The following is a 13,368-nucleotide window of genomic DNA, read 5'->3' on the forward strand; positions in this document are numbered from 1 at the left end:
GCAGACGCAGCGTGCTGATTAGACTGAACCTTTCTTAACGGGCTGGCAGATGCCAGCCGTAATACGGATATTGCTGCATGTCGACTGCCTATACCATAACCACCAGCGAACCGGTAAATCAGCAGATCTATCGTTATCTGCGCAAAGATATTGTGACCTGCGTTATTCATCCGGGCTCGCTGCTGTCGGAGAAGGAAGTGTCGGCGCGTTTTAACGTGTCACGTCAGCCGGTACGTGAAGCCTTTATCAAGCTGGCGGAAGCCGGACTGGTGCAGGTGCTACCGCAGCGCGGCACCTTCGTGCGCAAAATCTCCGCTCAGCGCGTGGCCGACGGTCGCTTTATCCGGGAAGCGGTAGAGATCGCCGTGGTTCGCCGCGCCGCGCAGGAGATGGGTGCGACCGGATTGATGGCGCTGGAGCATAACCTGCAGCTGCAGCGTCTCGCCGCTGAACGTCATGACAGCCAGGCTTTCCTGGGGCTGGACGATGAGTTTCACCGCTTAATTGCTGAAGGGATTAATTGCCTGCTGGCGTGGGAAACGGTGGAGAACATCAAAGCTACCATGGACCGCGTGCGCTTTCTGACCTTGAGCGAAGTGTCACCGCCGGAGCGTTTGATTCAGCAGCATGAAGATATCTATAACGCGTTGAAAGCGCATGATGTTGACGCAGCTGAAAGCGCAATGCGCCGTCATCTGCAGGAGATGATTTTGACCATTACGCCGATTGCCGAGCGTAATAGTGAGTGGTTTGAGGCGCCTTGATTTAGTGCTCGCTGTCCCCCTCCTCGGTCCTCCCCCATTAATGGGGGAGGAAGATGCTGCAATATGTAAGTGTTGAAGCAGCATGTAGCAGCATCTCCTTCCCCCGCTCGCGGGGGAAGGCCGGGATGGGGGACAGCGAGCACGGCCCCCACTCAATCAAGCAATCGTCACATCCTTCGACAAATACACATCCTGCACCGCATTAATCAGCTGCACGCCCTCTTTCAACGTCTTCTTAAACGCCTTGCGCCCCAGAATCAGCCCCATGCCACCGGCACGCTTATTGATCACCGCCGTACGCACCGACTCCGCGATATCCGTTTCACCCGCAGAAGCGCCGCCGGAATTGATCAAACCCGCGCGTCCCATATAGCAGTTCGCCAACTGGTAACGCACCAAATCAATCGGGTTTTCCGAAGTCAGCTTGCTATAGACGCGCTCATCGGTGTGACCAAACTTCACCGCGTTATAGCCGCCGTTATTCTCCGCCATCTTCTGCTTGACGATATCCGCACCGATGGTCGCCGCCAGATGGTTGGCCTGGCCGGTTAAATCGGCGCTGGCGTGATAATCGACGCCCTCTTTCTTGAACGCATCATTACGCAGATAGGCCCACAGCACCGTCACCATGCCCAGCTCGTGCGCACGTTCAAAGGCCGCCGAGATCTCTTCAATCTGGCGACGTGATTGTTCGGAACCGAAGTAGATGGTGGCGCCAACCGCCACCGCGCCCAGATTAAAGGCCTGTTCCACGCTGGCGTACAACGTCTGATCGTATTGCGTCGGATAGCTCAGCGTTTCGTTGTGGTTCAGCTTCACCATAAACGGAATGCGGTGCGCGTAGCGACGAGAAACTGAAGCCAGCACCCCGTAGGTGGAGGCGACGCAGTTACAGCCAGCTTCAATCGCCAGCTCAACAATGTTTTTCGGATCGAAATAAGCTGGATTGGCCGCAAAGGATGCGCCCGCCGAGTGCTCAACGCCCTGATCGACCGGCAAAATCGACAAATAGCCGGTGCCGGCTAAACGTCCGGTGTTGTATAGCGTTTGCATGTTGCGCAGTACGGCAGGAGAACGATTGTTGTCGATCATCACGCGATCAACATAATCCGCGCCGGGTAAATAGAGGCTATCCGCTGGAATGGTCATGCAGCGATGTTGAAGAAGGCTATCCGCCTCTTTGCCCAATAACTGTACGATGTCCGTCATGTTCGCTCCTGATAAATGGCTGGATTGGAACCGGCCGTTGCCGATTCGCCCCCAACAGCCTGGACCGGAAAGCGCCAGGCTGGCAAATTGCTGACTCCATTTTTCAGACGGATGCGCAGTGAAAAAGCGGCAATCTGGCGTTACGCCCTACCACCATTGATGGAAATGGTGCACCGGCCCAATGCCTTTACCGACCTCCAGCGAATCGGCGTGCAGCAGCGCCTGTTGCAGCCACGCCTTGGCTTCAGCGACCGTCGCTGCCCAGCTATCATGGCGCGGACGCAACGCCGCCAGCGCGGCTGAAAGCGAGCATCCGGTACCGTGCGTGTGGCGCGTATTGACGCGCGGCGCGGTAAAGCGCTGACGTCCGTCGCGGGTAATCAGCCAGTCCGGGCTTTCGGCATCGCTAAGATGTCCGCCCTTCATCAGCACCGCTTCGCAGCCAAGATCGAGCAGCGCATCGCCCTGCTGCAACATGGTTTTCTCATCCTGCGCCATCGCGCGTCCCAGCAGCGCGGCGGCTTCCGGCAGGTTTGGTGTGATCAGCGATACCTGCGGCAGCAGCAATTCGCGCACGCTCGCCACCGCATCCGGCGACAGCAGCGCATCGCCGCTTTTGGCAATCATCACCGTATCCAGCACCACAAACGGCAGGCTGGCCCGTTTCAGCCGCTCGGCGACCACCTCGACAATAGCGGTTTCGGACAGCATGCCTATCTTCGCAGCATCAATGCGCACATCATTCAGCACCGAATCGAGCTGTGCGCCAACAAAATCAGGTTCGATGCGATACACCGACTGCACGCCGCAGGTGTTCTGCGCCACCAGCGCGGTGATGACGCTGGTGCCATACGCGCCCAGCGCGGAGAAAGCTTTGAGGTCGGCCTGAATACCTGCGCCGCCGCTCGGATCGGTGCCAGCAATGGTCAATGCATTGATGCGTTTCATGCCTCGACCTCCAGCGTCCACAGCGTATCGAGGAAAGCAGCGGCAAAGCTGCCTGGCCCGGCGACCTGGCGCGCTGTCTGCTCACCCGCCAGCGACATCACGCGGCAGGCCGCAGCGACATGCTGCAGGCGATCGCCCGGCAAGCTGGTGCAGGCGGCAACCACCGCCGACAACGCGCAGCCGGTGCCAACCACGCGCGTCATCAGCGGGCTGCCGCCGGGGATGGCGAATGTCTGCACGCCGTCAGTGACATAATCCACTTCACCGGTCACCGCCACAACGGTGTGGTAATCACGCGCCAGCTGCTGGGCAGCGCTTAACGCGGCATCGGCCTGATGCAGACTGTCGACACCGCGTCCGCCGCTAGCCTGTTGCGCCAAGGCGAGAATTTCTGAAGCGTTACCGCGAATCGCCGCCGGTTGCAGGCTCAGTAACTGTTGGCAGAATGCGGTGCGCAGCGTTAGTGCGCCGACCGCCACCGGATCCAGCGTCCACGGCGTGCCTGCGGTTTGCGCCGCTTGCACCGCCGCCCACATCGCATCACGACGGTCGCGCGTCAGCGTACCTACGTTTATCAACAACGCATCGGCAAAACCGGCAAACTGCGCCGCTTCTTCAGGATCGATCACCATCGCGGGCGAAGCTTGCAGTGCCAGCAGCACGTTGGCAGTAAAGGTTTGCACCACGTCATTGGTCATGCAGTGCACCAGCGGCGCTTGCTGACGCAGCAGTTGCAGAGAGTGCGCGAGTTGCGCGGGGGAAAGAAGGTCAGGCTGTTTCATAAGGCTCCCAACCGGCGATCAAGAAGGCGAATGCGGTCAGGCATCTGACTTCCCTACGCTGGCATTATCCAGATCAGGTCGGCGGGTGTATCTCAGCCCTGTATTAAAGGGGCACCCCGAGTCAAAACTACGTTGGCGAGCATAGGGAACAAGTTGGGGTAAAGCAAGTAAACGCCGCTTTCCTGGAATCTGGCTCACAAAGTAACAAATTACACATTCATGTAACTTATTGATAAAACGCCTTAAAACGACGCTTTTTTGCGTGCTGCGTCATACTTTGTAATAAATCCCATTGATAATTCGCGTCGCGAAAAATAGCATCCCCGGCAACTTGTTTCATGACGAAACAATACGGATTTGTTAATTGTTTATGGAAGCATCACGGAGGATTTGCTATGCGTCGGATTCCACGCGCGCCGCTCTCTGCGGCCATTGTCTCTGCCCTGTTTGCCGGCACTTTTGTGCCGGTTCCCTCCGCCCACGCCGTGGGTTTTGTCGAAGACGCCACTCTCTCTGGCAATCTGTTTTACTGGCAACGCCAGCGCGATCGCAAAGAGATGGATCCGCAAAAAGGCTCGTACGGTCAGTATGATGCCAATCTGCATCACGCCTCTGCGAATGCCAATCTCGACTTCTCATCCGGTTACGCCGGTGAGGTGATCGGCCTCGATCTGGCAGCGTTTGGCGCGCTGGAGTTAAGCAACGGCGGCCCGGCGGCACCGAATGAAATTGGTTTCAGTAATGCCCGCACGCGCTGGGATGAGGACTGGAGCGGAGATAAGAGCGGCTTAAGTCTCTATAAAGCCGCCATCAAGGCAAAATGGCAGGATAACTGGCTGCGTGCAGGCTATCTGCAGCCCACCGGGCAGACGCTGCTGGCACCGCACTGGAGCTTCCTGCCCGGCACCTATCGCGGCGTTGAGGCCGGCACCACCTTTGATTTTAGCGACGCCGGCGCCCTTTCCGTCTCCTGGATGTGGACTGACGAATACAAAGCGCCGTGGTATCGCGACATGTACAACTTCCGTAAAGCCGATGGCGTGACGGAGATTCCGTGGCTGCAATCCTTTGGTGCCAAATACGATTTTAAAAACGCGCTGGTGCTGGAAGGCGCCTACGGCCAGGCGGCGAATTACATGGATCAGTATTTCGCCAAAGCCTCTTATCAGCTGCCGCTGGCCGATGCACCGCTGCGCACTAGTTATCAGTTTTATGGCGCGAAGGATCGTGACAACAGCGGCGTTGGCCAGATCAACGATGTTTACGATGGCCTCGCGTGGCTGCAGGCGCTGACGTTCGGCTACACGCTCGGCGCGTTCGATTTCCGCCTCGAAGGCACATGGGTAAAAGCCGAGGGTAATCAGGGCTTCTTCCTGCAACGTATGACGCCGTCTTACGCCAGCTCGAATGGCCGCATGGACGTGTGGTGGGATTCACGCTCGGACTGGAACGCCAACGGTGAGAAAGCGCTCTTCGCCGGTGTGATGGTGGATCTGGGACACTGGCAATTACCTGGCTGGCAAGTCGGTACGTCGTACGCCTACGGTTGGGACGCGAAGCCTTCCACCAATCCCCTCTACGACCAAAATCAGCGCCTGAAAGAGTCCGCGTGGAGCCTCGACATGGTTTACACCATCCAGCAAGGCCGCGCCAAAGACACCCAATTCAAACTGCACTACACCCGCTACGACAATCACAGCGATCTTCCCAGCTATAGCGGCGGCTACGGCAACATCTTCCAGGACGAGAAAGACATCAAATTTATGGTCGTCGCGCCATTCACCCTGTTTTGACCCCGATCTGGCAGGAGCCAGAGACTTACCTCCGTGGAGAAGGATAACAACATGAAAAAGTTAAAAATCAGTTTACTGGCGCTGAGCGTGATGGGCCTTGCCGCCTGCAGTTCATCCCCGCGCAGTAATCAGCAGGTCGTCGATCAAATCAGTCAGTTCGGCGTGCAGTATCAGGTCACTGACAACCAGGCGGCCGATCACGGCGTGAACTGCGCGAAACTCGGTGCCGATTGGGCATCCTGCAACACCGCTACCATCACGCTGACCAACAACGGTCCGGCGCTCACCAGTAAAAACTGGGCAATCTACATGAGCAACGTGCACGAAACGCTGCGGGTGGATAACGATCAGTTCAAAATGACCCATATCGTCGGCGATTTAACCCGTCTGGAACCGACGGAGAAATTCAAAGGTATCGCGGCGGGTGAGTCGATTGAGATCCCTATCGTCAATGAATACTGGCAGCTGTTTATCACCGACGTGATGCCGCGCTGGTATGTCACCGCCGCCAATGCCACGCCAAAAATTATCACCAGCACCGATACCGAAAACCTCAGCGACTTTGTTAAGCCGTTTGGCGGCCAATGGAAGCGCATTGCCGACGATAAAAACGTGCTAATGCTGCCGCAAAGTCGCTTCTCAAAGAATGCCGATGTGGCGCAACTGCCTGCCAGCGCGCTGCGCGGACAAATCACCCCAACGCCGCGTTCGGTGAAAGTTCATGCGGCGGATGTCGATCTGAGCCGTGGCGTTGCCTTACATCTTGAGGTATTGGCGGACAACCAGGCCGATGCAGTTAAACAGCGTTTCGATTTGATGGGGCTCAAACCGCAGTCAGCGGGTTATGACATTCATACCCGTATCGCCGTCAATCATTTCCACGGCGCAGAGGCGGTTTCCGGTGCTTATGAACTGCGCATCACACCGCGCGGCACCGATATCATTGGTTACGATCAGGCTGGCGTTTACTACGGCTTGATGTCGTTGCTGTCGCTGGTGCCGGCTGAAGGTAAACCGATTATCGCCACGCTCGAAGCGAAAGATGCACCGCGCTTTGCCTATCGCGGTGCCTTCCTCGATGTGGCGCGTAATTTCCACAGCAAGCAAGCGGTGCTGCGCATGCTCGATCAAATGGCGGCGTGGAAGATGAATAAATTCCACTTCCACCTGACCGATGACGAAGCCTGGCGTATCGAAATCCCCGGTCTGCCAGAGTTGACCGACGTAGGCAGTAAGCGTTGTCACGATCTGACTGAGCAGCAATGCCTGCTGCCGCAATTGGGCTCCGGTCCGTTCACGAATAACAACGGAACCGGACATTTCAGCCGCGCCGATTATATCGAGATCGTCAAATATGCGCAGGCGCGCAACATCGAAGTGATCCCGGAAATCGATATGCCCGCGCATGCACGCGCGGCGGTGATCTCTATGGAGGCGCGATATCAGCAACTGATGAAGGCAGGTAAACCGCAGCAGGCCAGTGAATATCGATTGGTGGATCCTACGGATACCTCGAATACCCGTTCCGTGCAGCTGTACGACCGCACCAGCTATCTCAATCCTTGCCTCGACTCCTCGAAGCGCTTTGTCGATAAAGTGATGGGTGAAGTGCAGGCGATGCACCGCGAAGCCGGCCAACCATTGACCACCTGGCACTTTGGCGGTGATGAAGCGAAAAACATTCGCCTCGGTAGCGGCTACAGCGATAGCAAAAACCCGCAAGCGGGAACGGGCATTTTAGACCAAAGCAAAGAGGACAAACCCTGGGCAAAATCTCAGGTCTGCCAGGCGGTGGTGAAATCCGGCAAGGTGGAAGATCTGGAGCACTTGCCAAGTCACTTCGCGCTGGAAGTGAGCAAGATGGTGAAAGCGCACGGCATTCCGGTGATGCAGGCCTGGCAGGATGGGCTGAAAGATGCCGCTGACGCGCACGCCTTCGCCACCTCGCGCGTACGCGTTAACTTCTGGGACACGCTCTACTGGGGCGGCTTTGACACCGCCAACGACTGGACGCTGAAAGATTACGAAGTAGTAATTTCCAATCCGGATTACGTCTACATGGACTTCCCCTATGAAGTGAATCCTAACGAGCGCGGCTATTACTGGGGCACACGCTTCAGCGATGAGCGTAAGATGTTTGGCTTCGCGCCGGACAACCTGCCGCAGAACGCTGAAACCTCGGTGGATCGCGACGGGAAGACCTTTGATGCCACCTCGAATAAGCCGTGGTCAGGCGCATACGGCATTTCCGTACAGCTGTGGAGTGAAACCACGCGTACCGATCAGCAGATGGATTACATGGTATTCCCGCGCCTGCTGTCAGTGGCCGAACGCGGTTGGCATCGCGCGGAGTGGGAGCTGGATTATCAGCAAGGCCGCAGCTTTAAAGGCGGTGAAACCCACTTCGTTAACCAGCAGCAGCGCAATCAGGACTGGCAGCGTTTCGCCAATCTGTTAGGCCAGCGTGAGTTGGGCAAGATGGATAAAGCCGGTATTCACTACCGTTTACCGGTGCCGGGGGCGCGCGTCGAGAATGGCACACTGACCATGAACATTGCGCTGCCGGGTCTGCCGCTGGAGTACAGCCTGGATAAGGGTAAGCGCTGGCAGCGTTATCAACCACATGCTAAACCGGCAATTACTGCTAGCGATAAAGTCTGGGTGCGTAGCGTGAGTCCGGATGGCAAACGCTTCAGCCGCGCTGAAGCACTTTAAAAACTTTCTGCCCCTCGCTGGAGTGCCTGGGGCGAACACTGACAAGGATGTCGATGAAACACTCAACCTTCTCTTTTTATGTTGTTGCGCTGGGGGCCGGTTTAAGTGGCGCCCTGTTCATTCCGACGCTCAGCTTATTTCTGGCAGTTGAACTCAACGTAGCAGCCTGGAGAATCGGCGCCTTTTACAGCGTTAATGCTCTCAGCAGTATTGCGATGAGCTTACTGATTGCCCGTTATTCAGATCGTGTCACGCAGCGTCGCCCGTTACTGCTTTTATGCTTATTCGCACTGGCGTTCAATGCGCTGCTGTTTATCTTCTGCCGCGATTATCTGCTGTTAATCACACTCGGCTCGCTGCTCAGTGCTTGCGGCAGTGCGGCGATACCGCAACTGTTCGCGCTGGCGCGACAAACTCGCAGTGACAACGCTTTCAGCGCCATTTTACGCGCGCAATTTTCGCTGGCGTGGGTATTCGGCCCACCGCTGGCATTCTGGATTGTTCAGTTGGCCGGCTTCACCTGGCTGTATGCCGTCATGTTCGTGCTGTTACTGAGCGTGACGCTGCTGGCTGTCACCTTGCCGCCTGGCGAGCGGCTGGCAAGTGCTACTCCTGCAAAGCAACCGGACCGGCAGCCGCTGGGGCACAACCTCTGCTTCCTGATGTTTGCCACCTTGCTGGTATGGAGCTGCAGCGCACTCTATCTGATTGCGTTTCCTTTGCATCTGGCAGAGCAGCCAACCTTGTCTGCCGACTGGAGTGGCGTGCTTTTTGGCCTCGCCGCGGCGCTGGAAATACCGATCATGCTGCTCAGCGCCAGCATGCTCAAACGCTGGGATAAGAAAACGCAAATGCAGGCAGCCATGCTGTGCGGCATGATGTTTTATGTGGGAATTTACTTCAGTCAAAGTTTTATCCCACTGATGTTACTGCAAATTTTCAATGCCATTTTCATCGCTATCATCGCTACCGTTGGCATGTTCTGGTTTCAGGATTTACTGCAACATCGTCAGGGAATGGCGGCCACGCTGTATACCAATTCGATGTCCATCGGCGTGCTGCTGGCTGGCGTTTTACAGGGAATTATCACCACCGTCTCACCGCTGGCCATCTGGCCGGCAGCCTGTGTGCTGTTGGTGATGTCATTACTACTGATAACAAAGGTCGACAATGTTTAAACACCCTCATTCGTCGCGCACCGCTGCGCGCATCAAAACACATGGAGTGTACCTAAATGAATGTCTTAATTACTGGCGGCGCAGGCTATATTGGCTCACACATTGCCCTTAGCCTGCTGCAGAAAAATCATCATGTCATCGTGCTGGATAATTTGTGTAATAGCTCGCCGCTGGCCTTAACGCGTGTCGAAGCGTTAAGCGGAAAGAAAATGACTTTTCATCAGGGCGATATTCGCCGCCGCGCCGATCTAAATCTGGTATTTAGCCATCAGCCGATTGATGCGGTTATTCATATGGCTGGGCTGAAATCGGTAAATGAATCGCTGCAGAAACCGGTGAAGTATTATCAAAACAATATTGCCGGAACGCTCATGCTGCTGGAAACCATGAAGCAGCATCAGGTGAAAAAACTCATTTTCAGCTCATCCGCCACGGTTTATGGCATTCCGGTAATGATTCCGCTGTGTGAGAACTGCGATACCGGCAATACCACCAATCCTTATGGCGCCTCCAAATATATAGTGGAGAAGATCATGGGTGAAGTGGTTGATGCACAACCTGAGTTAGCCATTACCGCACTGCGCTATTTCAATCCCGCCGGCGCGCATCCCTCCGGCCGGATTGGTGAACATCCTGAAGGGATTCCCAACAATTTGCTGCCCTATCTGTTTCAGGTTGCCAATGGACTAAGAAGCCATCTGCCAGTATTTGGTGATGACTATGCAACGTCCGACGGCACCGGCGTGCGCGACTACATCCACGTGATGGATTTAGCCGAAGGTCATATTCAGGCGCTAAATCATCTCAAACCGGGCTATCGCCATTACAACCTGGGTACCGGACAAGGCTACTCGGTGCTGGAAATCGTGCAGATGTTTGAACAGGTGAGCGGCCGACGCGTGCCGCTCGATATGCGCCCGCGTCGTCCCGGCGATGTCGCCATCTGCTTATCCGATCCCGGTCAGGCGAAAAAAGAACTGGGCTGGCAAGCAACTCGCGGCCTCGAAGACATGCTGCGCGACGCATGGCGCTGGCATACGCAGAATCCGCAAGGCTATGCTGCTCAACCAGCCGGGAGCGAAATCTGATGATGACGCGCGAAACGTTTTTACCTCACTACGAACGCCAACTCGCCGCGCTTAAAAAGCGCTTTACCTATCCCGCGACAGCAGACTGGCAACAAGCATTACGGCAGTTTAAACAGTGGCAAGTGGAACATCAGCCGCACGAGGTGTGCGTTGCGGAACTCTCTTCGATGTTCGCGGTGCCCACCAGCCGACTGACAGGTAAAGAATGCACGCTCCATCGCGTCTGGCTCGGCGGACCATCACCACTCAACGTCAACCGCACCATTGCCCAATGGCAACGCGCGATAGAAGCCAGTCGCAGTGATTTCCGGCAAACGCTATGGGTGTGGAATGCACAGCAGCTGGCGGCAGAGGATCGCTTCGTCGCTCAGCAGGGAAACAGCCCCTTTCATGCTGGCACGCTGTTTCTGCCTGATGCGCTGGTGCAGGTCAACAGCCTGAGCGCACTGATGCAGTCATTTGATGGCGCGCTAATCGATGTGCTGCAGCAACTGCATGATAAGCGCTATTACGCTACGCTCTCTGACTTCTTCCGCCTGGCGATTCTCAATCGGTGCGGCGGCGTTTATCTGGATGCCGATACACTTCCTGCTCGGCCTGCGACGCTGTTTCTCTGTCATCCTGAACTGCCTGATTTTACGGCAGAACAGCAGCAAATAAATTGGCTGAATCTCTTCACCGATGAAACCGGCATGATCATCAGTCATCAAAACAATCCGGTGTTGCAGAACTTACAACGGCGGCTCAGTGCGGTGTATCGCGGCTGGCCTCAGCCAATTCCAACAAAAACGCCGGAAAGCGAACGCGCCATCTTCGAACCTTTCTACCAGTTATGGTGCGAGCAATTGCAGGTCACGCAGCTCAGCCATCAGGATTTCAGCCGGTTTGCCGTATGTGGCTTTGATGTTCAGCAGCATCGTGTGAGCGGGATTAAAGGCATTCGCCTGACGGAGGACATTCTCAGCGGTGAACGTCGCCCGCTAAGTGGTGAAGAGCAGCAGCATTATCAGCATACGATTACTCAGCTGGCACAACGCGACTGGCAATTAAGCGATCCTCTGCAGTTGGGTGAACTGGTACCTTTGTTTTCTGAATGCGATATCCTGCAAATTGCTTATGCGCCGCAGCTGCGCGCTGAAATTCCCTATTATCACTATTACGGCGTGCTCTCTCAGGATCCGCAACTGGATAAAGTGAATGCGTTATTCAGCGACTTTTTAATTGCGCTTAACGCCAGGAACATAAAAGCAGGTGATTTCTGGCAGCCGGTTGAAAGTCAGAAAGCGTCGCCACTGAGCTTTAAACCGGGAAGTATTACAGACAAGCATGAACAGCTCGCGATGGCGAAATTAATCTTCAGCACCAGTTATCTGGAATACTGCTCGGTCGATAATATTTATGCCACCGATTTAACCACCTTACAGCTGCGGCAAAATATCCAGCCTTTCCTGCAACAGATTGCCGTGATTTATAATCCGCAGGGAAAAATGGTGGGTTTCGTTAACGCTGCGCCGATTCAGGATTACGATCACATCAAGGTGCAATATGGCTATCGTCAGGAGGTTTTTCCACTGGATGTGGCTTACGACAGTTTCGTGAATCAGCACCGCCAGCCGGATGATTTCTTCATTTGCAGCGTGGCGCTGCTGCCCGAGGAACAGGGAAAAGGCTATTTCAATCAAATTTTGTCAAAGCTTATGGAACAAGCCAAACAGCAAAAAATGCGCCGCATCACCTTATGCGTCTGGCAATCGAACCCGGCAGCTATGATCTATCGCAAGAAAGGTTTTAAAGTGATGAGCAGTATGAAACAGGAGGTTGCACGGTTTAGTGATGAAATCGTGTTTATGGCGCTAACGCTGTAATCCTTCCGCGATCAAATAATCCGGTGCGAATTCATTTTTTATTCGCACCGGAAGCAACACAGTTCAGAGAAACCCGCAAAGTCTTAAGCACCTTGATACTTATCAAATTTATCACGCCAGAAAACAGGCCTAATTGCGCTCCGGAATTGAAAACATTCACCAACTCCGGAAGCGATAATGAAATTTTTTAGCTTTATTCCGCACGCACACCTTTGGCACAACATCACTATCACACGCAAAGGCGCAATATCGCCTTCAGGACGCACCTGCCTCGCCACTTATGTTCAGGCGCAATGTAAAGGCTGTGATGCGTTGCTGCATAAAATCTATTATCGCGATATTACCGATGAACAAGCGCGGCGCTGGCTGGGTTAGGCTTCACTATAAATATATTTATTAGAGTTCATTGAGCTTTAGGCGAAAAATATCGCTATCACGATTAAGCGCCAGTTTACGCATTGCCGAGCGCTTCTGTGAGCTAATGGTTTTTACGCTGCGCGACAATCGCAATGCCGTTTGTGACACCGTCAATCCAGCATGAAGATATTCGACAACGAGTTTCTCCTTTGCTGAAAGACGTGGCTTAATGAAATGTCCGGCATCAACAGAATCATCCATCAGCAATTGCTCACTCTGACAATGACTAGCCCAGATATGACGCAGGCCCGTGATCAAATTCTCCGGCGTCAACGATTTACAAAAGTAGGATTTAATCTGCGGCTTAAGTGTATCGCTAAGCTGCTGCTGCTGGGGACAATCACCCATCGCGACAATCGTCATTCGGGGATGGTTGAGAGTTAATTGATTAACCAGCGCCCTGATATTCATATCACCTCGTGGCCGTGAACAGTCAATCAGGGCGATATTGGCAGGTGCCAGACTCAGTGAAAAAAACAGCTCACGGCTATTTTTACAACAGTCCGTCACGATGAACTCAGAATCGTGATTAATAATTCTTTTCAGACCTTCGAGAAATATCGGATGATCATCGAGAATAACGACATTATTTTCTTTCATAGTTTGCTG

Annotated in this window: 11 protein-coding genes and 1 riboswitch; of the genes, 7 read left to right on the top strand and 4 right to left on the bottom strand. The window is 54.6% G+C overall.

Features of this window, described 5'->3' with window-relative positions; translation table 11 throughout:
• Window positions 1–77 precede the first annotated feature (77 nt).
• Window positions 78–764, top strand: a complete 687-nt coding sequence (locus tag FCN45_RS12665; RefSeq protein WP_101763339.1) for a GntR family transcriptional regulator — start codon at window positions 78–80, stop codon at window positions 762–764.
• A gap of 156 nt (window positions 765–920) precedes the next feature.
• Here the strand turns inward: FCN45_RS12665 and fbaB are convergent, their stop codons facing one another.
• The 3 genes from fbaB to thiM form a co-directional block, all read right to left on the bottom strand.
• Complete coding sequence (gene fbaB / locus FCN45_RS12675; RefSeq protein WP_101763338.1) at window positions 921–1,973, bottom strand: class I fructose-bisphosphate aldolase; 1,053 nt, start codon at window positions 1,971–1,973, stop codon at window positions 921–923.
• Window positions 1,974–2,120: 147 nt separating this feature from the next.
• Window positions 2,121–2,921, bottom strand: a complete 801-nt coding sequence (gene thiD / locus FCN45_RS12680) for a bifunctional hydroxymethylpyrimidine kinase/phosphomethylpyrimidine kinase (RefSeq protein ID WP_137386135.1) — start codon at window positions 2,919–2,921, stop codon at window positions 2,121–2,123.
• Window positions 2,918–3,703, bottom strand: coding sequence for a hydroxyethylthiazole kinase (gene thiM, locus FCN45_RS12685; protein WP_137386136.1), 786 nt, complete (start codon window positions 3,701–3,703; stop codon window positions 2,918–2,920). The genes thiD and thiM overlap by 4 nt, the downstream gene beginning before the upstream one ends.
• A 33-nt stretch (window positions 3,704–3,736) precedes the next feature.
• Window positions 3,737–3,832: riboswitch (TPP riboswitch) on the bottom strand.
• 266 nt (window positions 3,833–4,098) lie between these two features.
• On the opposite strand from thiM, the gene FCN45_RS12690 reads away from it, so the two are divergent.
• The 6 genes from FCN45_RS12690 to FCN45_RS12715 all read left to right on the top strand — a co-directional run bounded on the left by FCN45_RS12690 (window position 4,099) and on the right by FCN45_RS12715 (window position 12,717).
• Window positions 4,099–5,496 carry an OprD family outer membrane porin gene (locus tag FCN45_RS12690; protein ID WP_137386137.1) on the top strand — a complete coding sequence of 466 codons (1,398 nt, stop codon included), beginning with the start codon at window positions 4,099–4,101 and terminating at the stop codon, window positions 5,494–5,496.
• Window positions 5,497–5,547: 51 nt separating this feature from the next.
• Window positions 5,548–8,211: a beta-N-acetylhexosaminidase gene (locus tag FCN45_RS12695; RefSeq protein WP_137386138.1), complete on the top strand. Its 2,664-nt coding sequence runs from the start codon at window positions 5,548–5,550 to the stop codon at window positions 8,209–8,211.
• A gap of 53 nt (window positions 8,212–8,264) precedes the next feature.
• Window positions 8,265–9,389, top strand: coding sequence for a sugar efflux transporter (locus tag FCN45_RS12700; protein WP_137386139.1), 1,125 nt, complete (start codon window positions 8,265–8,267; stop codon window positions 9,387–9,389).
• Window positions 9,390–9,445: 56 nt separating this feature from the next.
• Complete coding sequence (gene galE / locus FCN45_RS12705) at window positions 9,446–10,477, top strand: UDP-glucose 4-epimerase GalE (RefSeq protein WP_137386140.1); 1,032 nt, start codon at window positions 9,446–9,448, stop codon at window positions 10,475–10,477.
• Window positions 10,477–12,342, top strand: a complete 1,866-nt coding sequence (locus FCN45_RS12710; RefSeq protein WP_137386141.1) for a GNAT family N-acetyltransferase — start codon at window positions 10,477–10,479, stop codon at window positions 12,340–12,342. Before galE ends, FCN45_RS12710 begins: the two co-directional genes overlap by 1 nt.
• Before the next feature lie 177 nt (window positions 12,343–12,519).
• A complete protein-coding gene (locus FCN45_RS12715; protein WP_137386142.1) occupies window positions 12,520–12,717 on the top strand; it encodes a hypothetical protein in 198 nt (65 codons plus the stop codon).
• 21 nt (window positions 12,718–12,738) lie between these two features.
• On the opposite strand, the gene FCN45_RS12720 is transcribed toward FCN45_RS12715, so the two are convergent.
• A complete protein-coding gene (locus FCN45_RS12720) occupies window positions 12,739–13,359 on the bottom strand; it encodes a response regulator transcription factor (RefSeq protein WP_137386143.1) in 621 nt (206 codons plus the stop codon).
• Window positions 13,360–13,368: the final 9 nt, after the last annotated feature.

Source organism: Pantoea sp. SO10, assembly GCF_005281435.1.
GTDB classification, from domain to species: Bacteria; Pseudomonadota; Gammaproteobacteria; order Enterobacterales; family Enterobacteriaceae; genus Pantoea; species Pantoea leporis.

Bases quoted from the DNA above. Each gene is read 5' to 3' on its own strand.
- thiM (WP_137386136.1), bottom strand. From the start codon at position 3,703: ATGAAACAGCCTGACCTTCTTTCCCCCGCGCAACTCGCGCACTCTCTG.
- FCN45_RS12720 (WP_137386143.1), bottom strand. From the start codon at position 13,359: ATGAAAGAAAATAATGTCGTTATTCTCGATGATCATCCGATATTTCTC.
- FCN45_RS12715 (WP_137386142.1), top strand. From the start codon at position 12,520: ATGAAATTTTTTAGCTTTATTCCGCACGCACACCTTTGGCACAACATC.
- FCN45_RS12665 (WP_101763339.1), top strand. From the start codon at position 78: ATGTCGACTGCCTATACCATAACCACCAGCGAACCGGTAAATCAGCAG.
- galE (WP_137386140.1), top strand. From the start codon at position 9,446: ATGAATGTCTTAATTACTGGCGGCGCAGGCTATATTGGCTCACACATT.
- FCN45_RS12710 (WP_137386141.1), top strand. From the start codon at position 10,477: ATGATGACGCGCGAAACGTTTTTACCTCACTACGAACGCCAACTCGCC.
- FCN45_RS12695 (WP_137386138.1), top strand. From the start codon at position 5,548: ATGAAAAAGTTAAAAATCAGTTTACTGGCGCTGAGCGTGATGGGCCTT.
- fbaB (WP_101763338.1), bottom strand. From the start codon at position 1,973: ATGACGGACATCGTACAGTTATTGGGCAAAGAGGCGGATAGCCTTCTT.
- FCN45_RS12690 (WP_137386137.1), top strand. From the start codon at position 4,099: ATGCGTCGGATTCCACGCGCGCCGCTCTCTGCGGCCATTGTCTCTGCC.
- thiD (WP_137386135.1), bottom strand. From the start codon at position 2,921: ATGAAACGCATCAATGCATTGACCATTGCTGGCACCGATCCGAGCGGC.
- FCN45_RS12700 (WP_137386139.1), top strand. From the start codon at position 8,265: ATGAAACACTCAACCTTCTCTTTTTATGTTGTTGCGCTGGGGGCCGGT.